Annotated in this window: 21 protein-coding genes and 2 pseudogenes; 5 read left to right on the top strand and 18 right to left on the bottom strand. The window is 66.9% G+C overall.

Annotation, left to right across the window (positions count from 1 at the left end):
• Nucleotides 1-91: 91 nt before the first annotated feature.
• Entirely contained in the window at nt 92-868 is a 777-nt protein-coding gene (locus D3869_RS17955; protein ID WP_137141996.1) for an IclR family transcriptional regulator, read from the top strand.
• A gap of 47 nt (nt 869-915) precedes the next feature.
• On the opposite strand, the pseudogene D3869_RS17960 reads toward D3869_RS17955, so the two are convergent.
• The 6 genes and pseudogenes from D3869_RS17960 to D3869_RS17985 form a co-directional block, all read right to left on the bottom strand.
• A pseudogene (locus D3869_RS17960) lies at nt 916-1,473 on the bottom strand (SMP-30/gluconolactonase/LRE family protein); the annotation flags it as partial.
• A 49-nt stretch (nt 1,474-1,522) separates the two neighbouring features.
• Nucleotides 1,523-2,908, bottom strand: coding sequence for an MFS transporter (locus tag D3869_RS17965; RefSeq protein ID WP_349017888.1), 1,386 nt, complete (start codon nt 2,906-2,908; stop codon nt 1,523-1,525).
• Nucleotides 2,909-2,993: 85 nt separating this feature from the next.
• Complete coding sequence (gene ydiJ / locus D3869_RS17970; protein WP_137141278.1) at nt 2,994-6,059, bottom strand: D-2-hydroxyglutarate dehydrogenase YdiJ; 3,066 nt, start codon at nt 6,057-6,059, stop codon at nt 2,994-2,996.
• A 19-nt stretch (nt 6,060-6,078) separates the two neighbouring features.
• Nucleotides 6,079-7,110, bottom strand: coding sequence for an NAD(P)-dependent oxidoreductase (locus tag D3869_RS17975; RefSeq protein WP_137141279.1), 1,032 nt, complete (start codon nt 7,108-7,110; stop codon nt 6,079-6,081).
• Between the two features lie 41 nt (nt 7,111-7,151).
• A pseudogene (locus tag D3869_RS17980) lies at nt 7,152-7,828 on the bottom strand (RraA family protein).
• 99 nt (nt 7,829-7,927) lie between these two features.
• A complete protein-coding gene (locus D3869_RS17985) occupies nt 7,928-8,347 on the bottom strand; it encodes a hypothetical protein (RefSeq protein ID WP_137141280.1) in 420 nt (139 codons plus the stop codon).
• Here D3869_RS17985 and D3869_RS17990 point away from each other — a divergent pair.
• Entirely contained in the window at nt 8,346-8,705 is a 360-nt protein-coding gene (locus D3869_RS17990; RefSeq protein ID WP_137140950.1) for an IS630 transposase-related protein, read from the top strand. The genes D3869_RS17985 and D3869_RS17990 overlap by 2 nt on opposite strands.
• A gap of 20 nt (nt 8,706-8,725) precedes the next feature.
• Nucleotides 8,726-9,310 carry an IS630 family transposase gene (locus tag D3869_RS17995; protein WP_247895652.1) on the top strand — a complete coding sequence of 195 codons (585 nt, stop codon included), beginning with the start codon at nt 8,726-8,728 and terminating at the stop codon, nt 9,308-9,310.
• 143 nt (nt 9,311-9,453) lie between these two features.
• Here the strand turns inward: D3869_RS17995 and cas5c are convergent, their stop codons facing one another.
• The 8 genes from cas5c to D3869_RS18035 all read right to left on the bottom strand — a co-directional run bounded on the left by cas5c (nt 9,454) and on the right by D3869_RS18035 (nt 16,860).
• Nucleotides 9,454-9,840: a type I-C CRISPR-associated protein Cas5c gene (gene cas5c / locus D3869_RS18000; protein WP_137141281.1), complete on the bottom strand. Its 387-nt coding sequence runs from the start codon at nt 9,838-9,840 to the stop codon at nt 9,454-9,456.
• Between the two features lie 457 nt (nt 9,841-10,297).
• Nucleotides 10,298-11,050, bottom strand: coding sequence for a TlyA family RNA methyltransferase (locus tag D3869_RS18005; protein ID WP_137141282.1), 753 nt, complete (start codon nt 11,048-11,050; stop codon nt 10,298-10,300).
• An 89-nt stretch (nt 11,051-11,139) separates the two neighbouring features.
• Complete coding sequence (locus D3869_RS18010; protein WP_247895917.1) at nt 11,140-12,018, bottom strand: sensor histidine kinase; 879 nt, start codon at nt 12,016-12,018, stop codon at nt 11,140-11,142.
• Between the two features lie 277 nt (nt 12,019-12,295).
• A complete protein-coding gene (gene dxs / locus D3869_RS18015; protein WP_137141284.1) occupies nt 12,296-14,212 on the bottom strand; it encodes a 1-deoxy-D-xylulose-5-phosphate synthase in 1,917 nt (638 codons plus the stop codon).
• Nucleotides 14,213-14,230: 18 nt separating this feature from the next.
• The gene (locus tag D3869_RS18020) at nt 14,231-15,097 is read right to left on the bottom strand and encodes a polyprenyl synthetase family protein (RefSeq protein ID WP_137141998.1); all 867 of its coding nucleotides are present in this window, start codon (nt 15,095-15,097) and stop codon (nt 14,231-14,233) included.
• Between the two features lie 25 nt (nt 15,098-15,122).
• Nucleotides 15,123-15,377 carry an exodeoxyribonuclease VII small subunit gene (locus D3869_RS18025; protein WP_035676881.1) on the bottom strand — a complete coding sequence of 85 codons (255 nt, stop codon included), beginning with the start codon at nt 15,375-15,377 and terminating at the stop codon, nt 15,123-15,125.
• A gap of 157 nt (nt 15,378-15,534) precedes the next feature.
• Complete coding sequence (locus tag D3869_RS18030) at nt 15,535-16,464, bottom strand: histone deacetylase family protein (RefSeq protein WP_137116180.1); 930 nt, start codon at nt 16,462-16,464, stop codon at nt 15,535-15,537.
• 168 nt (nt 16,465-16,632) lie between these two features.
• Nucleotides 16,633-16,860 (bottom strand): sulfurtransferase TusA family protein, encoded by a 228-nt coding sequence (locus D3869_RS18035; protein WP_137141285.1) that lies wholly within the window; start codon nt 16,858-16,860, stop codon nt 16,633-16,635.
• Between the two features lie 275 nt (nt 16,861-17,135).
• Here D3869_RS18035 and D3869_RS18045 point away from each other — a divergent pair, with 275 nt between their 5' ends.
• A complete protein-coding gene (locus tag D3869_RS18045; protein WP_137141287.1) occupies nt 17,136-17,495 on the top strand; it encodes an ArsR/SmtB family transcription factor in 360 nt (119 codons plus the stop codon).
• Nucleotides 17,496-17,512: 17 nt separating this feature from the next.
• On the opposite strand, the gene D3869_RS18050 is transcribed toward D3869_RS18045, so the two are convergent.
• A complete protein-coding gene (locus D3869_RS18050) occupies nt 17,513-17,917 on the bottom strand; it encodes a DUF423 domain-containing protein (protein ID WP_137141288.1) in 405 nt (134 codons plus the stop codon).
• Between the two features lie 276 nt (nt 17,918-18,193).
• Between D3869_RS18050 and D3869_RS18055 the strand changes: the two genes are divergently transcribed.
• Nucleotides 18,194-18,670, top strand: a complete 477-nt coding sequence (locus tag D3869_RS18055) for a response regulator (RefSeq protein WP_137141289.1) — start codon at nt 18,194-18,196, stop codon at nt 18,668-18,670.
• On the opposite strand, the gene D3869_RS18060 is transcribed toward D3869_RS18055, so the two are convergent.
• The 3 genes from D3869_RS18060 to D3869_RS18070 all read right to left on the bottom strand — a co-directional run bounded on the left by D3869_RS18060 (nt 18,645) and on the right by D3869_RS18070 (nt 21,347).
• Nucleotides 18,645-19,196: a DUF924 family protein gene (locus tag D3869_RS18060; protein ID WP_137141290.1), complete on the bottom strand. Its 552-nt coding sequence runs from the start codon at nt 19,194-19,196 to the stop codon at nt 18,645-18,647. The two genes, D3869_RS18055 and D3869_RS18060, sit on opposite strands and share 26 nt — an antisense overlap.
• Before the next feature lie 118 nt (nt 19,197-19,314).
• The gene (locus D3869_RS18065; RefSeq protein ID WP_040134285.1) at nt 19,315-20,079 is read right to left on the bottom strand and encodes a cytochrome c1; all 765 of its coding nucleotides are present in this window, start codon (nt 20,077-20,079) and stop codon (nt 19,315-19,317) included.
• A complete protein-coding gene (locus tag D3869_RS18070) occupies nt 20,079-21,347 on the bottom strand; it encodes a cytochrome b (RefSeq protein ID WP_137141291.1) in 1,269 nt (422 codons plus the stop codon). The genes D3869_RS18065 and D3869_RS18070 overlap by 1 nt, the downstream gene beginning before the upstream one ends.
• Between the last annotated feature and the right edge of the window lie 13 nt (nt 21,348-21,360).

Below are 21,360 nucleotides of genomic sequence, written 5' to 3' on the forward strand. Positions count from 1 at the left end.
CACCGTCACCATCGTCCGCTGGCTCAAAGTGAAATGGCGTTGCATACCTATCCATCTTCAGGCATTGAATGCTCACGTTGAGGGCTGGCAGATGGCGAAGACGAAGGACACAGAACCGGAATCCGTGGCTGGTGTTTCCGCGGTGGAGCGAGCGCTCGCTGTTCTGACAGCGTTTCGGCGCGGCGACGGCGCTTTAACCCTGGCCGAGCTGGCCGAACGCACCGGTCTGGTCAAGAGTACGATCATGCGGTTGGCGGTCTCTTTGCAACGCTATCGCTTGATCGCACGCCTCCCGGACGGCAGCTACCGATTGGATGCAGAGACGCTGAGGCTCGGCACAGCTTACCAACAGGCCTTCAACCTTGCAGACCACGTCATGCCCACACTGGAGCGTCTCGCCTCCGAGACGGGCGAGACCGCGGCTTTTTACGTGCATCATGGGGAGGAACGGCTTTGCCTGTTCCGAGTGGAGAGTTCGAACCGCATCCGCCTGCACGTGCAACCCGGCGACACGCGGCCAATGGACCGCTCGGCCTCTGCCCAGGTTTTGCAGTTGTTCGCCAACGGTCCGACGGGAACGGATGTCGATGCAAAGCTGCCGTTGTTCACCTCGGGCGCCACTGACCCCCACGCCGCCTCGCTTGCGACCCCCGTGTTCGGTGTCGGCCAAGCGCTCATGGGCGCGCTCATTGTGTCGGGGCCGGTGAGCCGATTGACAGCGGAGCGCGCCCAGCAGATCCGAGGCAGGCTGCTCGATGAAGCCGCCACGCTGACCCTGGCGTGCGGAGGGACGCCGATCGCCCCCCCGACCAAGAAATTTACGCTTCGTCGAAAACCTCTTGGGCCGAAACGTCGCAAGGATTTGTGACGGAGCCTCCAGTTCGTAATGCTCCAAATCGTGCGAAGCGCCTCCTCCTATGAGGCGTGCGAGAACATGGGGAGCCCTGACACATCCAGTTCCGCGCGCAGCGGTGTGCCCGTCCTACTCGCCGTGATGAACAGGCTGCGCCGGTCCGGACCGCCGACGGCGAGGGTGGTGGTGCCGACACCGGCACAGGACACAATGCGGTCCAATGGCTCCGCCACCGGCGAAAGCCGCCACACCGAACCGAATCCGGTATGGCAGATGAGCAGGTTGCCTCCCGCATCAAGCGCGAGCCCGCCCGGGCCTCCGGGACCACCATGCGGATAAGCGAATACACCGAGCTTGGTGACCAGCCCGCTGGCAGGCAACGGCACCCGCCAGATCTGGTTGGACCGCGTGACGGCAACGAGGAGGAATGCCTCCTCTGGGTCCACAACGATTCCATTTGGGCTTGGAACCGTGTTGACGAGGCAAGTCAGCCTGCCGTCCGGTGTCAGGCGCCAGACCCGACCCGTCGGATCGTGCATTCCGGTCTGGCCCTGGCCTGTGAAATGGAGGTTGCCCGACGGCGCAAACACGAGGTCGTTGACGCCCTTGGTCTCGCTCCCTTGGCGCGCGTGCTGCGCGCCATTGTGGTCCAGCGCGACGCCTGGACGGCTATTCAGCCGCTGCGGGGGTCTCGCCGACGGCACGCGTCTTCCGAACGCCCATCACCAGCACGATCAGGGCGCCGGTCATCGCCAGGACTGCGATGGGCAGCAGGGCCGCGCCAAAGCTGCCGGTCGCATCCTGGATCGCCCCCACCAGAGACACCATCCCGCCGCCGACGAGGTTGGACACCGCGTTGATGCCCGCGATGCCGGCGGCGGCCGTCGTGGGCGACAGCGTGGTCGAGGTGAACGCCCAGAACGGCCCCTTGAAGGAGGAGTAGCTCGCCAGCACGCAGCTCAGCAACACCACCGTCAGCGCCAGCGAATCGCGTGCGAAGAACACACCGATCACCCCGGCGGAAATGACCATCAGAGGCAATGCCGTGTGCCACCGCCGTTCCCCCGTGCGGTCGGAGTGCATGCCCCAGAACATCATGAGCGCCGCGGCGATGCCGTAGGGGATCGAGTTGACCAGCCCGGTCTGGAAGTTGGTCAGGCCGAAGCTCTTGATGAGCTGGGGCTGCCAGACCGACAGGCTGGAGCTCGCCGCCGAGCTGGCGGAGCAGGCAAGGGCCAGGCCCCAGACGTAGGGGTTGCGGGCAAGCTGGGCAAGCGAGAGGTGACCGACGGCGTGCTTGGTTGCCTTCTCCGCGTCCAGCGTCCGGGTCAGCCAGCCTTGCTGCTCGGCCGACAGCCAGTGCGCATCCTGGGGCCGATCCTTGAGGACGAACAGGCAGGTGATGCCGAGCAGCACCGTCGGAATGCCTTCCGCGACGAACACCCATTGCCAGCCGTGCAGCCCCAACACTCCGTCCGCCTGCAACAGGCCCGCCGAGACCGGCGAACCGATGAAGCTGGCGAGCGGGATGGACATCGAGAAGGCGGCGACAATCCGTGCGCGGTAGCGGGCTGGGAACCAATAGGTCGCGAACAGGATGATGCCGGGGTAGAAGCCCGCCTCGGCGACGCCCAAAAGGAATCGCAGCACGTAGAAGGAGAGAGGTCCTTGCGTCAGGGCCATCAGGACGCACATGGCGCCCCAGGAGATCATGATGCGCGCAATCCAGCGCCGGGCGCCGTACCGCTGCAGCATCAGGTTGCTGGGCACCTCGAACAGGAAGTAGCCGATGAAGAACAGGCTGCCACCGAGGCCGTACGCGAACGCGGAAAGGCCAAGTTGCGGACGCATCTGCAGCGAAGCCACGCCAATGTTCGAGCGATCGAGCAGATTGAAGAAATAGCAGAGCATCAGGAACGGCACGAGGCGAAAAATCACCTTCCGCATCGTTGCCCGTTCCAGACCGTCTTGCCCGACATGGTTGCCTTGCATTGTGCGTTCCTCCATGGCTGTTTTCGGTATGCTTCGCCGTCCGGCACCCAGAAGCTCGCCCATTTGGATGTGCAGGCGGAGGCGGCGTTGTCAGCAAAATAAAATAGCGCTGCGAAACTCTGATGAGCTGGACCCTGGCAAGACCTGCTCAGCGTCGTGAACCGAGGTGACGCAGCAGAGCCTGCACGGGGTGCGGCAGCCGAACCCCACTGATCAGCATCGCCTGAGAGCGGCAGGAATAGCCGGTCGCCAGCAACCGTCCGGTCGGGCCGGCGTCGGCGACGTGCCTCGCCCAGCTCTGGTCGTAGATCCGTTCGGAGGTCGAGCGGTGCTCCGCCTCGTGTCCATAGGTGCCGGCCATGCCGCAGCACCCAGACGGCAGGATCCGCAGATCGAGGCCGCACTGCGCGAACGCCGCCTTCCACGCCGGCAAACTGGCGGCCGCCGTCGTACGCTCCGTGCAGTGCGGAAGAAGCTGGTATTCGATGCGCTCGGCCACCCGCGGAAGAGCATCAAGATTTCGGGCAAGCCATTCCTGGACGAGGAGCACGCTGGGCCGCTCGCTCGGGTTCAGGACACCCGCGTATTCCGCGCGGTAAGTCAGCGTCATCGAGGGATCGAGGCCGACCAAGGTTGCCCCCGTGCCGGACAAGGTCCGCAGCATGGCCGCGTTGGCGCGGGCAACGCGCTCGAACCGGCCGAGGAAGCCATGGACATGCAGCGGCTTGCCGTTCGGGCGGAAGGGCGCCAGCCACGGGCGGAAGCCGAGCGCGGCAACGAGGTCGAGCAGGTCGAGGACGAGGCGGGTCTCGTAAGCGCTGGTGAAGGCATCCTGCACGACAACCACGCTGCGCGCCCGCTCCGGCTCGTCGAGGGCCCGCAGGGCGGCCGGCGTCGCCACCCGCACGCCACGGGACGCCAACTCGCGCCGCAGGTCCAGCCCGGACAGCGTCGGCGTCGCCGCGAGCCCGATCGCCCGCAGCCCGCCCCGCCCCATGGCGCTGCCTACCACGGCGTTGTAAAGGCGCGGCATCCGCATCAGCAGCGGTGTCAGATGCTCGATCGAGCCGACGACATGGTCCCGCAAAGGGCGCAGATAGCGGCTGTGGTAGAGCTCAAGGAACTTGGCGCGGGTGGTCGGGATGTCCACCTTGATCGGGCATTGGCCGACGCAGGACTTGCAGGCGAGACAGCCATCCATGGCGTCCTTGACCGCGTGGGAGAAGTCCGGTGCGCCGCGGCGGCGCGCCAGAGTGTTGCGCAGCCGTTCGGGAAACGACCGCCAGGGTGACTCCCGACGCAGCCGGCGCGCTTCCGCCGCCGGATCGACACCGAGGACCGCCAACTGCCGGAGCCATTCCCGCATCAGCGAGGCGCGGCCCTTCGGTGAATGCCGGCGGTCGCGCGTCGCCTTGTAAGACGGGCACATCGCGTCATCCGGGTCCCAGTTGAAGCAGGCCCCGTTTCCGTTGCAATGCATGGACTCGTCGTACGCGGCGCGCACGTCGGGCGGAATTTCGCGGTCATGGGCGCCGCGCAAGGGCACACCGTCGATGGTCAGCAACTCGCCCGACCCGGGAGTGGCGATCTTGCCCGGATTGAGCTGGTTGCGCGGATCGAACGCGGCCTTGATCTCCTGCAGCGCGGGGTAGAGCGGGCCGAAGAAGCGCGGCGAGAACTCCGAGCGCACGCCCTTGCCGTGCTCGCCCCAGAGCAGGCCGTTGTACTTGCGCGTGAGGCGGACGACGTCCTCGGTCACTTCGCGGATCAGGGCTTGCTGCTCCGGGTCCTTCAAATCGATGGCGGGCCGGACGTGCAGGACGCCGGCATCGACGTGACCAAACATGCCGTAGTCCAGATGGCGCGCGTCGAGAGCGGCGCGGAACTCCGCGATGTAGTCGGCCAGACTCTCCGGCGGCACGGCCGTGTCCTCCACGAAGGGGACCGGCCGCTTGTCGCCCCGCATGTTGCCAAGCAGCCCGACCGCCTTCTTGCGCATCGCCCAGATCGCGGTCACGTCCCGCTCGCCCCGGGCAACCGTAAAGCCGCGTCGGTCCGAGGCGCGGCCCCCGGACTGGCCCCCGGACTGGCCATCATCCGCCAACGCGGTGATCATGCGCTCCAGCGCGGCCTCGACCTCGTCCGCGGTGTCGCCCACGAACTCGATCAGGTTCACGCCACTGGCCCTCTGCCCGTCGTCATCGGGAAAGAAGGCCCGCACACTGTCCCAAATGATGTCGTCCTGGGCGAGCCCGAGGACCTTGGAGTCCACCGTCTCGATCGACGCCGGCTTGAAGCCGATCAGCGTCTGCGCGTCCCGCAGCGCCGCGTCGAAGCTGCCGTAGCGCAGGTTGACAAGGGCGGTGTGGCGCGGGATCGGCAACACATTCAGCTTGGCTTCGGCGAGGAGAGCGAGCGTGCCTTCGGAGCCGCACAGCACCGAGTTCAGGTGGAAGCGCCCGCGCTCGTCCCGGATGTGCGCCAGGTCGTAACCGGTCAGGCATCGGTTGAGCGGCGGGAAATGCCGCGCGATGAGGTCGGCCCGCTCGCGCTGGATGGCATCCACCGCCCGATGCACCGCGCCGACGCGGTCCGGGCGGCGCTGGACCAGAGCCAGGTCCGCGGGCTCCAGGGCGCGCGAGGTCCAGACCGTGCCGTCGAGGAGCACGGTCGTCAGCTCCAGCACATGGTCGCGGGTCTTGCCGTAGAGGCACGAGCCCTGGCCGCAAGCGTCGGTGCTGACCATCCCGCCGATGGTCGCCCGGTTCGACGTGGACAGCTCGGGCGCGAAAAACAGGCCGTGCGGTTCCAGGGCGGCGTTCAGCTGGTCCTTGACCACGCCCGCCTGCACGCGGACCCAGCGTTCGGCGACGTTGATTTCCAGAACCGCATTCATGTGCCGCGAGACGTCCACGACCAGCCCATCCGTGAGCGATTGGCCGTTCGTCCCCGTACCGCCACCCCTCGGCGCGATCCGCACGTCCGCGAAGCGCGGCTCCGCTGCAACGCGGGCGATGCGGACCAGATCCTCCGTGCTCCGTGGAAAGGCGGCCACCTGTGGCGCAACCTGATAGATGGAGTTGTCGGTCGCCAGCACGGTGCGCGCGGCATAGTCCGGCGACAGATCGCCCTCGAAGCCGCGCACCCGGAGTTCGGTCATGAACTCCAGATACAGCGGCGCGGGGTCGGGGGTGTGCGACAGGCGGGGCAGCATTGGACGGTTCTCGCCTGGGCTAAGCGGCGTGGCCGATGGCGAGCGGAGTCTTCTCGCCCAGGGTGACGATCGCGCCCTTCAACGCGGGTTCGCGGCCGGCCAGCACCTGGATGATGCAATCGGCGGCGCCGGCGGCCATGCCCACGGCCCCGCGCGGGGTGTTGGCCGCGATGTGCGGCGTCGCGACGACCTTGGGGTGCCGCCGCAGCGCACTCTCTTGCGGCAACGGTTCCGTCTCGAACACGTCGATGCCGGCGCCGGCGATGTGACCCGAGTCCAAGGCCTCCAGCAACGCCGCCTCGTTCACGATGCCGCCACGGGCGGCGTTGACCAGCAGCGCGCCTTTCGGCAGCCGGGCGAGTTCTGCCGCGCCGATCATGCCACGGGTCTCCGCGCTCAGCGGGCAGTGCAGCGACAGGACGTCGGAGCGGGCCAAGAGATCCGTGAGCGATCCGACGCGCTCGCCGGGCCCCGGCAGGCCATCGCCCGGCAGATAGGGGTCATAGGCCAGGACCGGCATGCCGAAGGCCTCGGCGTAGCGGGCAACCTTGGAGCCGATCGCGCCGTAGCCGACGATGCCGATGGTCCGCCCCTCGGCGTCGCGCGTGTGACGCGAGGTCTTCTCCCAAAGACCGCCCGCCATGCCGGCGCCGATCGATGGCAAATCCTTCAAAACGGCCAGCAGCAGCGCCCAGCTGTGCTCCGCGACCGCGCGGGAGTTGGCGCCGGCCGCCCGGGTGACGGTCACACCGCGCGCCTTGGCGGCCGCGACGTCGATTCCGTCGATGCCGGCGCCATGACGGGCGACGACCCGCAGACCCGGCCCCGCGGCGTCGAGGACGGCACCGTTGATGTGGCCCTGGCGATGCAGCAGCGCGACCGGACGGTGCTCCCGCACCGCGTCAAGAAGCTCGCTCTCGGACGGATAGGCGGAGGTGGTGATCACGGCGTAACCGGCCTGCTGCAGCAGGGCGACGGCTTCGGGCGCGAGCGCTGCGGCGCTGACCAGAACGGCGGGCCGGCCTTCGCGGCCAGTCGGGGAAGCGTTCATAGCGGATGTCCTTTCAAGCAAGGGATGAGCCGGATGGGAGCCTATTCCACCCCTTCGCAATTCAGCCTGCGCAGGGTCTCATCCACCCACGCCGCGCTGTGCGTGCCCGCCTGGATGTTCGCGATCTGACGCTGCTCCGCCTCATACTTCGCCGTCGCCGCCGCGAAGACGGGGTCAACGTCGTCGTACGGCACGCAGAGCACGCCGTCGTCGTCGCCAAGAATCAAATCGCCCGGCGCGATGACCATGCCATCGATGGCAACCGGCACATTGACCTCTCCCGGGCCGTTCTTGTAGGGGCCGCGATGGGTGACGCCGGCTGCGAAGACCGGAACCCCCTGGCTCCGGATGTAGGCGGCGTCGCGGATGGCGCCGTTGATGATCACGCCGGCCACGCCGCGCCTGACCATCTGCATCAGCATCATCTCTCCCATAAGCGCGTTGGTCAGCTCGCCCCCCGCGTCCACGACGATGACGTCGCCCGGCTGGGCCATGGCAATGGCCTTGTGCATCATCAGATTGTCGCCCGGGGGGTCTTCACGGTCAGCGCCGGGCCGGCCAAGCCACCGCCAGCGTGCATGGGGCGCAAGCGCGCTCCGCCGGCCACCATGCGTGCCATGCTGTCACTGACGTTGGCGACCGGCAGTTGGGCGAACCGCTCCACCACTTCGCGGCTGACGGCGCGCTGACGCGACAGAACACGGAATCCTGACGGCATTGTGTTTTCTCCCCTGAGCCGGGCCGGGCACGGTGCGGGCCGATGCGGCTCGGCACGCGAGCGCCTCTTGGCTTCTAATTTCGCAACGCCGTTCTATTATCAGCGATCAGGCGACGCATCAAGCCGAATCATCAGCAATCTGAATTTTTGCAACGACGTTCTATTACGTTTGCAACGGGTTTCCGTGAAGGACATCCGTTCCAAGGCATCGGGTGCCGCGGTGGGCCGATTACCGAGCCGAACAGAGATCAGCTTGAGGCCGAGCTCATCAGGATGAGAGGGCAGAGATGAATGGCGACCAAGCCTGATGCTGGTCAGGTGGAATGCGGCGGCCTGCGAATGCTCACAGAATTCATTTCGCAATAAACGGGAGACCGCCCCAACCTTGGTTGCTTGGCAGCCTTGGTTGGCGATAGGCCAGCCTCCGTCAGCTTTAAAGCGGATTGTCGCTGAGTATAGACGGAATTTTGGCTGGCCTGAGCGGTTGGAGGAAGACACCGCTGAAGGACCGCGCGCCATGGGCCAGCCATATTCCGCCGATCTGCGCGAACGGGTTCTGCTGGCTTATGAGCGCCACGAGGGCGGCCCCGAGTTGCTGGCGCGGCGCTTCCAGATCAGCCGAGCCTGCGCGTACAACTGGGTGCGGGCCGCGCGCCTTGAGGGGCGGCGGGTCGCCAAGCCCCATGCCGGCGGCGTACCAGCCAAACTGGACGCGGAGGGCGTGAGCGTGCTGCGGGCCTTGGTGCGGGAGGATAATGACGCGACACTGGCACAGTACCGCGACCGGTTGGCCGCACGCACCGGCATCGCGCTGAGCCCGGCGGTGGTGTGCCGCACCTTGAAGCGGCTGGGGTTGGCGCGCAAAAAAAGACGCTGAGGGCCAGCGAGCAAGAGCGCATGGATATCGCCGCGGAACGCGCGGCCTACCGGGACGATGCGGTGGTCCACGAACCGGCGCGTTTGGTTTTCCTCGATGAAACCGGCATCAACACCCAGATGACGCCCACCCAGGCCCGGGCGCCGCGCGGCCAGCGGGCGCTCGGGTCCGTGCCCTGTGGGTCGTGGCACCGCGTCACGGTGCTCGGGGCGTTGAGCGCCGAAGGCATGCTGGCCGCCATGAGCATCGAGGCGTCTACCTCCTCGGCCGTGTTTCTCGCCTTTGTCGAGCAGGTGCTCTTGCCCGTGCTCCGGCGCGACAAACCCGGCGCCGTGGTCGTGATGGACAACCTTTCCGCTCACAAGCGGGCCGATATCCTCGCCGCCTTTGAGACCGCAGGGATCCGTGTCCGCTTCCTCCCGCGCTACTCGCCCGACCTCTCGCCCATCGAGCCCGGCTGGGCCAAGCTCAAAGGAATCCTGCGCGCCAAGGAAGCCCGCACCGTCGAGGCCCTCAACGAGGAACTCGGCCCAGCCCTCAATGCAATCACCGCCACCGACGCCAAAGCGTGGTTCAAGCTATGCGGCTACCCGAATCTAAACTGAGCCGAAATCCGCTTTAATGCTGCTTTGACCTTATCCATATCGACGGAGTACCGACCTGGGCGTTTGCCGCGGGCCATTGGCCGCGCCGGGGGCGGCGGGTGAAGATACCAAGGGGGATGTCCAGCCGGTCCCCAGCCGGGGCGTCATCGGTGAGGGTGAGGCGGGCGGTGATGAGATAATCGACCTCGACCAGCGACCTCGACCAGGATGGTGGCGGCGCGTCGTTGCCGGTTGTCGGCGGCGATTCGCGGCAGGGCCTGAAAGGCACCGTTCCGCATGGCATGGCGCACCGAGGCAACCGGGATGCGGTCACCGATCTCGTTGCGGCTCAGCGACTGGAAGCGGATTGGCTTGAGGACATGGATGCGGTCGATGATCCAGCGCAGCCCGGGGCGCCAATACACGCTGTCGAAGATGCCGCGAGCGGCGGACGGAGTAATGACATCGTAGGAAACGCGTTCGGTTTTGAACTCCGCGCGAGAAAAGCAAGCTCGGGCCCCCGAGACGCGCAATGTGACGCCGTGCAGCATGGAGAATCTCCTGCGATGAGCGTTCCCCAGCAGGATAGTCAAATTCCATCTCCCTAAAATCGGGTACTCATAAATGAAATATATAAAAAATTCACTGATATATCGAATTTCAACCCATTCAATACTGACTACTTTGGCTCTCCATTGGGTTCATCAGAAGACATTGATCCAATTCATATTCGCCCCGATGCCTTTTTTTACTTATAGATCGGAGGAATAGATATTATTTCTCAAACATCGCGAAACCTACCCTTCCTAACCATGAAAGCCATCCAAAAGCGAGCGTTGGCCAAGCGGCCACAACACGCAGAAAGCGCATCATGTTTCACAAGGGAAATTGTCCATCGGATGCTGTTTTACAGCCGCCCGGCATCTTGACCGCCGATCTTAGCGCGCGGTTGCAGCGGACCATTTCATGGTTCCGCGGAAGGCTGCTTATGCGTGCTCTCGTAACGGATTATGGTTCCATCGAAAGGTCCTTTACCGCGCCGATCAGAAACTCCTTGTTCCCTTCGGGGCCGGTGATCGGGCTTTCGGTGATGTCCAGCACACGCCATCCCGGCAGGGCATCGAGCCACCCGCGGATGCGGTCGCAAACCTCTTGGTGCAGCTCCGGCTCACGCACCACCCCGCCCTTGCCGACGCGGCCCTTGCCAACCTCGAACTGCGGCTTGATGAGGGCGACGAGCCGCCCGCCCGGCACGGTCAGGGCGAGGGCGGCGGGAAGCACGACCTCCAGCCCGATGAAGCTGGCGTCGCACACCACGAGGTCCACGGGATCGGCAATCTCGGCGCTGGTCAGATGACGGGCGTTGGTTTTTTCCAGAACCACGACGCGCGGGTCGTTGCGCAGCTTCCAAGCCAGTTGGCCGTGTCCGACGTCCACCGCGTAGACCTTGGCGGCGCCGCGGGTCAGCAGCACGTCGGTGAATCCGCCGGTCGAAGCGCCGACATCGACGGCGGTCAGGCCGGTGGGATCGACGCCGAAGACGTCGAGCCCCTTCACCAGCTTCAGCCCGCCGCGCGACACCCAGGGATGGTCCTGCCCCTTCACCGACAAGGGAGCGTCCTCGGCGATCGCATCGCCGGCCTTGTCGATGCGCTTGGTGTCGGAATAGACCAGCCCGGCCAGGATCAGCGCCTGCGCCTTGGCCCGGCTTTCGGCCAGCCCGCGCTCCACCAGCGCCACATCCGCACGCACCCGCGCCATCTCAAACCTCCCCCATCGACGAGGGTGGATGCATGGCCCAGGACGCCGCGTTCGGCAAGGGGCGATGACGCGTCACCGGCGACGGAACATCAGAAAGGAAGGTCGAGAACGAAGCGCGTGCCGGGACTGTTCACCTCTGCGCGCAGCTTTCCCTTCAATTGACCGGCGAAGGCCCGCGCCACCTTCATGCCCAGCGAGTCGGCCCGAGCGACCTCGAACCCCGGCGGCAGGCCGCGCCCATGATCGGCGACGGTCAGGCGCCGCCCACCCTCCTCGCGCGGAAGGAGGCTGACCTCGATGTCCCCCGGGCTGCCCGCCACGTAGGCGTATCTGGTGGCGTTGCCGACCAGTTCGTTGACGATGAGGGCCAGAGGAATCACCGAATCCACCGGCAGCATCGCCTGTTCCACCGTCACGGCGATGCGCCGTTCCGGCCCGCCCACCGCGAAGTGGCTTTCCATCTCCCGGCAGGCGTCGCTCAGATAAGCCCCGAAATCGACAAGGCTGCCGCGGGTGGCGGCGTGGACGCGCTGGTGGGCCTGGGTCACCGTGCCGATGCGGCTGCACGCCTCCTGGAAGGCGCGGCGCATGTCCGGGTCCTTGGCCGACAGGGTCTGGAGCGTGAGCAGGCTGGAGACCAGCTGAAGGGTGTTCTTGACCCTGTGGCTGACCTCCCGCGCGTGGTGATGGGCGGTCTCGGTCGACTCGGATTCGGCGGGGCGCAGGGTGACCAGCAGCGACGGCCCGCCGTCCAGGGCGGACAGATCCAGGCTCCAGGACACCTCGTCCGGCCCGGTGATCCGCAGACGGACACCCTCGCCGCTGCCCAGCACCCCGGCGATGCGCTCGGCGGTGGCTTCCGGGAACCGGTCCGCCAGCAAATGCCCCGATTCCAGACCGAGGGCGCGCATGGTGGCGTTGGCGTAAAGACAACGAAAGGACGCACCGTCGATCACGGCGGTGGGCATCGATGACGACTCAACGATGGACCGGAACATCCCCGGACCGTCCTGAGCCGAAGCACCGTTTTCGTCGGATGCGCGCCCAGCATCCGCTGCAAACACCTGAGGCATGTTCGACAACACCCAGTCCCGCCGGATACGTTAATTATCTATTGTTTGCGAATTGTAAGACAGCAGTCCCAGCCGCACCAGCGAAAGCGCCCTGCCTGACCTTAGGCTAATGGCATTAGCTCCTTCGTCCAGGGCCGGAGACAACACCGGACGGCGACGCTTTCTTCCGCCGTCAGGCCCGCACCGCCGCCGCCTCGATCCCCAGCGCCTGCAAGGCGGTGGCGACGATGTGGCGGGCGGCGAGACCGGCCTCCTCATACTGCTTGGCCGGGCTGTCATGGTCGAGGAAGCGGTCGGGCAGGACCATCGGACGGATCTTCAACCCGCCGTCCAACAGCCCGGCCATCGCCAGATGCTGCAGCACGAAGCTGCCGAAGCCGCCGACCGAACCCTCCTCGATGGTGATCAGCACCTCATGCTCCAGCGCCAGACGGCGCACCAGCTCCTCGTCCAGAGGCTTGGCGAAGCGCGCGTCGGCCACCGTCGTCGACAGCCCGCGCGCGCCCAGCTCCGCCGCCGCCTTGCGCGCCTCGGCCAGACGCGTGCCGTAGCTGAGGATCGCCACCTTGGTGCCTTCCTGAAGGATGCGGCCCTTGCCGATGGGCAGCACCTCGCCGCGCTCCGGCAGCTCCAGCCCCACCCCCTCGCCGCGCGGGTAGCGCAGCGCCGAGGCGCGGTCGTCGATGGCAGCGCTGGTCGCCACCATGTGCATCAGCTCCAGCTCGTCCGCCGCCGCCATCAGCACGATGTCGGGCAGACAGCCGAGATAGGCGACGTCGAAGGCCCCGGCGTGGGTCGCCCCGTCCGCCCCGACCAGACCGGCGCGGTCGAGCGCGAAACGCACCGGCAGGCGCTGCAGCACCACGTCATGCACCACCTGGTCATAGGCGCGCTGCAGGAAGGTCGAATAGATCGCGCAGAAGGGCTTGAAGCCCTCCGTCGCCAACCCGGCGGCGAAGGTCACGGCGTGCTGCTCGGCGATGCCGACGTCGAAGCAGCGGTCGGGGAAGCGCTGGCCGAACAGGTCGAGCCCGGTGCCCGAGGGCATGGCCGCGGTGATGCCGAGAACGCGGGAGTCGCGCTCGGCCTCGGCGATCAGGGCGTTGGCGAAGACGCGGGTGTAGGTCGGGGCGTTGGACTTGGGCTTGGACTGGGCGCCGGTGACGACGTCGAACTTGGCGACCGCGTGCAGCTTGTCGGCCGACGCCTCGGCGGGGCCGTAGCCCTTGCCCTTCTTGGTGACGACGTGGATCAGGACGGGCTTGTCGTCCTCGGCGTCGCGGACGTTCTGCAGGACCGGCAGCAGGTGGTCCAGATTGTGCCCGTCGATCGGGCCGATGTAGTAGAAGCCCATCTCCTCGAACAGCGTGCCGCCGGTGACCATGCCGCGGGCGTACTCCTCCGCCCGCCGCGCCGCCGTGCGCAGCGGCCGCGGCAACTGCTCCGCGATGTCCTTGGCCAGATGGCGCAGGCTGAGGTAGGGCTTGGAGGAAATCAGCCGCGACAGGTACGCGCTCATCGCGCCGACCGGCGGGGCGATGGACATGTCGTTGTCGTTGAGGATGACGATCAGCTTGCTGTTCGCCGAGCCGGCGTTGTTCATCGCCTCATAGGCCATGCCGGCGCTCATCGCGCCGTCGCCGATCACGGCGACCACATGGTTGTCGCGGCCCAGCTGGTCACGCGCCACCGCCATGCCCAGCCCGGCGGAGATCGAGGTGGAGCTGTGACCGGCGCCGAACGGGTCGTATTCGCTCTCCGACCGGTTGGTGAAACCCGACAGGCCGCCGCCGGTGCGCAGCGTGCGGATGCGGTCGCGGCGCCCGGTCAGGATCTTGTGCGGGTAGCACTGGTGCCCGACGTCCCAGATCAGCCGGTCGGCCGGGGTCTGGAACACGTAATGCAGGGCGACGGTCAGTTCGACCACCCCCAGCCCGGCGCCCAGATGACCGCCGGTCACCGACACCGCGCTGATGGTCTCCGTCCGCAGCTCGTCGGCCACCTGCCTGAGCTGCTCGGGCTTGAGCGCGCGCAGGTCGGCGGGGGTGCGGACGAGGTCGAGAAGCGGCGTCTTGTCGTTGGGGGTCACGTTGGAAACGTCCTCCGTTCAGGTCCGCCGCGCGACGACGAAGTCGGCGACCGCTTTGAGGATATCGGCGCGCCCGTCGAAGATCTCCAGGTGCGCCTTGGCCTGGACGGCCAGCATGGCGGCCTGCGAGCGGGCGCGGTCCCGCCCGAGGATGGACACGAAGGTCGCCTTTCCGGCCTCGGCGTCGCGCCCGACCGACTTGCCGGTCTCCGCCTCCGTGCCCTCCACATCCAGCAGGTCGTCGACGATCTGGAAGGCCAGCCCGAGGTCGTGGGCGTAGGCGCGCAGCGCGAGGCGCTGCGGCGGCGGGGCCTTGCCCAGGATGCCGCCGGCCTCGCAGGAGAAGGCGATCATGTCGCCGGTCTTCATGCGCTGGAGCCGCGTCGTGGTGCCGAGGTCGAAGCTCTCATGCTCGGCGATCAGGTCGAGCATCTGGCCGCCGACCATGCCGTGCGGTCCGGCCGCCTTGGCGAGCGCCGCCACGAGCTGGCAGCGCACGTTGGGGTCCTCGTGGGTCGCCGGGTCGGCCAGCACCTCGAAGGCGTAGGTCAGCAGCCCGTCGCCGGCCAGGATCGCGGTCGCCTCGTCGAACTTGTGGTGCACGGTCGGCTTGCCGCGGCGCAGGTCGCTGTCGTCCATCGCCGGCAGGTCATCGTGGACCAGCGAGTAGCTGTGGACGAACTCCACCGCCACGGCCACCCGCAGCGCGCAGTCCGGATTGACGCCGAACAGCGCCGCCGACTGGCAAACCAGGAAGGGACGCAGCCGCTTACCGCCGTTCAGGCAGCCGTAGCGCATCGCCTCCAGCACACGCGATTCGGGGAGATCGGTGGTCGGCAGGAGGTGCAGGATCGCACGCTCCACATCGGCGGCCATGTCGGCCATGGCTGTCTTGAGGTCGGTCTGCACGTCAGTCGATCCGGGCGGGTTCGGTGCCGAGGGTGCCGTCGGCGGCAACGGTGATGCGGTCGATCTTGGCCTGGGCCTCGCGCAGCTTCGCCTCGCAATGCCGCTTCAGCGCGGTGCCGCGCTCGTAGGAGGAGATTGCGTCGTCGAGCTTGCCGCGCCCGTCCTCGAGCTGGCGCACGATGCGCTCAAGCTCGGCCAGCGCGTCCTCGAAGCTGAGGGCGGCGATGTCGGGGGGAATGTTAGCGAGGTCAGCCATGATCCATCCGGCCAATGATCCATACGATGGGGTGCCCGCGATGGGACCGAAAACCGAAATTATGGCTCAGCCCCCAAATGCGCAAGGCCCGCGGCGGGCGTATCACGCTCCCACCACGGGCCTAGCCGGAAGAATCGGCCGGAAGAATTCGGAAAGCTCAGCAGTACATCAATTCGCGCACATGCGCCGCGGTGGCGGAGGCGAGGGCGCGCAGATTGTATCCGCCTTCCAGCACCGACACGATGCGGGCGCCGCAATGGGTGCGGGCCAGATCGCCCAGCTTGCGGGTGGCCCAGGCGAAGTCGTCGTCGGTCAGGTGAAGCCCGGCCAGCGGGTCGCGCGAATGGGCGTCGAACCCGGCGGAGATGATCAGCAGGTCCGGTTTGAAATGGTCGATGGCCGGCAGGATGATGTGGGTCATCGCGTGGCGGAATTCCGGCGAGCCGGACATGGCGGCGAGCGGCGCGTTGACGCAGTTGCCGTACTCGCCCTTCTCACCCGCGTCGCCCGTGCCGGGATAGAGCGGCGACTGGTGGGTCGAGCAATAGAGCATGTCGGGGTCGCGCTGGAAGATGTCCTGCGTTCCGTTGCCGTGGTGCACGTCGAAATCCATCACGGCAACCCGCTGCAGCCCATGCGCCGCCCGCGCGTGGTAGGCGCCGACCGCGGCGTTGTTGAACAGGCAGAAGCCCATGGCCTTGTCATGCTCGGCATGGTGCCCCGGCGGGCGCACGGCGCAGAAGGCGTTGCGCGAATGGCCCGACGCCACCGCGTCCACCGCCGCGACCACCGCGCCGGCGGCGCGCAGCGCGGCCTCGCCTGAACCGGGGGACATCACCGTGTCGGCGTCGATGCCCGCGTGCTCCTGCTCCGGCACCAGGGCCAGGATGCGCTCGACATGCTCCCGCGGGTGCGCGCGGGAGAGCTGTTCGAGGGTGGCGAGCGGCGCCTCCTGCCGTTCGAGCATATAGAATTCTTCGGTCTCAAGCGACGCCAGCACCGCACGAAGCCGGTCGGCGCACTCCGGATGGCCCAGCCCTGTGTCGTGGTCCAGGCAGGCGGCGTGGGTGAACAGGGTGGTGAACATGCTTTTCTGTCTTTTTCGTTCGTGTTCGAGGCATTTCCCTGCGTCCATTCTTCCTGGATCGCTAATGAAAGTACAGGATGATTGCGGGGCTTATCGTCACATCCCCCAACCGCCGCCGGCACCCCTTTTGCGCGGAGGACGTGCAAGCCATCCCGCCCTTCGGCGCGGTCAGGCGCAACGCTCGATCACGAAGCGGTAGACGCCGCCCTCCTCGACGCTGGAGGCCAGCCGGTTGCCGGTGGCCTCGCAGAAGGCGGCGAAATCCTTGGGCGCGCCGGGGTCGGTCGCCTCGACGGTCAGCGTCGATCCGGGCGGCACCGTCTTCAGCACCTTGCGCGCGCGCAGCACCGGCAGCGGGCATTGCAGCCCCTTGGCGTCGAGCGTCTGGTCGGCCATCGTTCCTTGAACTCCTTCGGTCACCGCCGCAACGATTCGAGGCGGCGAGTCTAGAACGGCGGCCCGCGCGCCATCAACCCGTTGAACGGTGCTGCCCCATTGAACGGTGCTTTCGCGAAACGGGGAACATTCTTTCGACTACGGGACATCCACGGGTAGACAGCGCAGTACACTCTTCCATATGATTGAACACGAACGATAAACGGCGGTGCTGCGGCGCAGGGATTGGGCGCAACGGTTCGCTGTTGCTTGGCGCCGACAGAAACGGTCGTTTCATGAACATTGCCGATTTGCAGAGCAACGCACGGCGGGCCAGCACGCTGCTCAAGGCCATGAGCAACGAGCGCCGCCTGCTCATCCTGTGCTACCTGACCGAGGGCGAGAAATCGGTCGGCGAACTGGAGGAGTTGGTCGACCTCAGCCAGTCGGCGCTGTCCCAGCATCTGGCCCGCCTGCGCCGCGACAAGCTGGTGCGGACGCGGCGCGCCGCCCAGAACATTTATTACTCGCTGAACGGGCACGAGGCGCAAACCATCATGGCGACTCTCCATGAGCTGTTCTGCGCGCCCGTCGCCCGCAAGAAGGACGAGGGGTCCCCCACCTCCGCCGAGGAAACCAGCAGCGCCCCGGCCTGACGCGGTCCTGTCCGGTTTCAGGCCCGTCCGAAGAAGCGCCGCCCGAACAGAAGAACCGCCAGGGCCAGGACCAGCCAGCCCAGGATGAAGGCGCTGCCGCCCGTGGGGGCCGTCATGGCGAAGGGCAGCGGGCCGCTGGTCGCGGTCGCGTAGAGCGTGCCGCTGAAAAGCAGGATTCCCGCCACGAACAGCCACCCTGACAGGCGCAGCGCCAGACGCGCAGGGCCGTCGGCGGTGCGCAGCAGCGCGACCAGGGCGACCAGGGCCAGCGCGTGCCACATCTGGTATTGCCCGGCCAGCCGGAACAGCTCCTGCCCGCGCGGATCGCCGGCCAACCCGTGGCTGGCATAGGCCCCGGCTCCCACCGCGACGGCGCCGTTCAGGGCCGCGAAGGCGACCCACAGCCGATCAACCAGTCCCATCGTTCCCCTCCACGCTGGCCTTTCCACGCTGGCATTCCCGCCGCACTCCCATTGTGGGGGACGGGAAAAGTTCGATCTCGAAACCAACTGGCCCATCCTTTGCTTAGCACGGGCAGGCCAGCCATCCTACCCCCTCGGGAAACCGGGAGTCTGCGGCGGTTCGGCGCAAATTGATTTGCAAAATGCCAAAGGCTCGTCGTGAACCACATCATTCTGCACCGACAGCCGCAAGACACGTCCCAGGCCGAGCCCGTGCCACGCGCCGGGCCGGAGGGCGTGAGCACACCGCTGTCGCGCGAGGAGGACCGGCTGATCGCCTGGGCGATGGCCCGCGGCGGGCGTCTGCTGGTGGTGGACGACAGCCCGACCAACCGTCTGCTGACCGCGGCGCTGATGCGCAAGGTCGGCTTCACGGTCGACACCGCGGACGGCGGAGCGGAGGCCGTCGCCTCCGTCGCCACGGCGGAGGCTCCCTACGACGCCGTGCTGATGGACGTCGCCATGCCCGAGGTGGACGGGATCGCCGCGACCCTGGCGATCCGGGCGATGACCGGCCCGCGCGCCGCGGTTCCGATCATCGCGGTCACCGCCCACGGCTTCGCCGAGGACCGCGACCGCTGCGTGTTCGCCGGGATGAACGATTACGTGCCCAAGCCGGTCCGCCGCCCCGAGCTTCTGGCGGCCCTGAGGCGCTGGCTGGAACCCGGGTCTTCGGAGGGTGAGACCGTCAGAAGGACGAGCCCGGCTCCTTGAGGAACTCCGCCTCCTCCGGCGTCGTCTCGCGGCCGAGGACGGCGTTGCGGTGGGGGAAGCGGCCGAAGCGCGCGATGACCGCGCGGTGGCGCTCCGCGTAATCCACGACTTCCGGATCGCTGACCCGTTCCCGGAACAGGGTGCAGGACAGCTCCTGGCAGTCCATGTCCTCCTGATGCTCGAACGGCAGATAGAGGAAGATCCGCTCATCCTCGGTGCATTCCAGGTCGTAGCCCTGCTCCACCACATGGCGGGCCACCGCCAGCGCCTTGCCGTCGGTCGCGAAGGCCCGCGGCGAACCGCGGAAGACGTTGCGCGGCACCTGGTCCAGCAGGACGCAGAGCGCCAGGCAGCCGTCCACATCCTCCAGCCAGTGATCGTAGAGGCCCGCCGCCGCCGCTTCGTGATGGGGAAGCAGCGTGTCGCGCACCGTCCGGTCGAAACTGTCGGACTGGCGGAACCAGTAGGGCTTCATCGCCTCGTCGAACCAGAAATCCACGATCTCGTCGATCAGCCTGTCGGTCATCTGCACCACCTTCGCCTGGACATGGGTCGTCGTTAAAAGAACCTCGGCCAAAAAAAGAACAGGGCGCCCGAAGGCGCCCTGTCCAGTCTTAATCATCCACACCGGGCCGGGACGCGGCTCAGTGCAGGGTGCTCCACAGCTTGCGCTTGGTGGCGTACATCAGGCCGGCCAGCACGATCAGGAACAGGATCACCTTCACGCCCATCTGCTTGCGCGCGTCCATGTGCGGCTCGGCGATGAAGGTCAGGAAGGTGCTGATGTCGTGGGCCTGCTGCTGCACCGTCGCCGGGGTGCCGTCGGCGTAGGTCACCCCGTCCGGCATCAGGATGTTGGGCATGCCCACCTGATGGCCCGGGAAGTACTTGTTGTAGTTCATGCCCGGCATCAGGGTCACGCCTTCCGGCGGGTTCTCCTCGAAGCCGGTCAGGAAGGCGTAGAGATAGTCCTCGCCGCCGACGCGGGCCTTCGCCATCAGCGACAGGTCCGGCGGCAGGGCGCCGTTGTTGGCGGCGCGGGCGGCGTTGTCGTTGGGGAACGGCGACGGGAAGCGGTCGGCCGGGATGCCCGGACGCATGAACATCTCGCCCGCGTCGTTCGGACCGGCCTGGACCTCATAGCCGGCGGCGATCGCCTTCAGCTCGTCCTCGCTGAAGCCGATGCCGGCGAGGGTGCGGATCGGGACCAGCTTGGCCGAGTGGCAGGTCGAGCAGACTTCCTTGTAGATCTGGAAGCCGCGCTGCGCCGAGGCCTTGTCGATGGTGCCGAACACGCCGCTGTGCGACCACTCCTGCTTGGGAATGTGCACCGCTTCCGACGCCTGCGCGGCGCCGGCCAGACCCAGGGCGACGGCCGCGGAGAGGATGGCAGACTTCAGAGAGCGCATTATGCCTTCTCCATGGGCTTGGCGTGGGCGCCGGCGGCAACACGGCCACCGCCCTTCAGAACCGGTTCGCAGATGCTGGCGGGAAGCGGCAGCGGACGCTCCAGCTTGCCCAGCAGCGGCAGCAGGATCAGGAAGTGGAAGAAGTAGTAGGCCGTGCCGATGCGGGCGACCAGCAGCCACACGCCTTCCGCGGGCATCGCGCCGGCGTAGCCCAGGACCAGGGCGTCGATGGCCAGGATCCAGAAGAACTGGCGGTAGATCGGACGGAACTTGCAGCTGCGCACCTTGGAGGTGTCGAGCCACGGCAGGGCCGCCAGCACCGCGATGGCGCCGAACATGGCGAGCACGCCGCCCAGCTTGTCCGGGATCGCGCGCAGGATCGCGTAGAACGGCAGGAAGTACCATTCCGGAACGATGTGCGCCGGGGTGACCAGCGGGTTGGCCGGGATGTAGTTGTCCGGGTGGCCGAGGTAGTTCGGGGCGAAGAAGACGAAGGCCGCGTAGAAGATCAGGAACACGACGACCGCGAAGCCGTCCTTGATCGTGACGTACGGGTTGAACGGCACGGTGTCCTGCGGGCCCTTGGCGTCGATGCCCAGCGGGTTGTTGGAGCCGGAGACGTGCAGGGCGGCGGTGTGGAGGATCACCAGGCCCAGCAGCACGAACGGCAGCAGGAAGTGCAGCGCGAAGAAGCGGTTCAGCGTCGGGTTGTCGACCGAGAAGCCGCCCCACAGCCAGGTCACGATCGGGTCGCCGACCAGCGGGAAGGCCGAGAACAGGTTCGTGATGACGGTGGCGCCCCAGAAGCTCATCTGGCCCCACGGCAGCACGTAGCCCATGAAGGCGGTCGCCATCATGGCCAGCAGGATCAGCACGCCGAGGATCCACAGGATCTCGCGCGGCGCCTTGTAGGAGCCGTAGTAGAGACCGCGGAACATGTGGATGTAGACGGCGATGAAGAACATCGACGCGCCGTTGGCGTGGACGTAGCGCAGCAGCCAGCCGTAGTTGACGTCGCGCATGATGCGCTCCACCGACTCGAAGGCGATGTGCGTGTTGGCCGCATACTGCATCGCCAGCACGAGGCCGGTGGCGATCATGATGACCAGCATGATGCCGGCGATGGCACCGAACGCCCACAGATAGTTGACGTTCCGGGGCATCGGATACTGGTTGTACTCATGGTCCAGCATCGTGAAGATCGGCAGGCGGCTGTCGATCCACTTCACGACGGGATTCTTGAACTGGGGGGCGTGAGCCTGAGCCATCTTGGGGTCTCCA

This window comes from Azospirillum brasilense, from assembly GCF_005222205.1.
Taxonomy (GTDB): domain Bacteria; phylum Pseudomonadota; class Alphaproteobacteria; order Azospirillales; family Azospirillaceae; genus Azospirillum; species Azospirillum brasilense_G.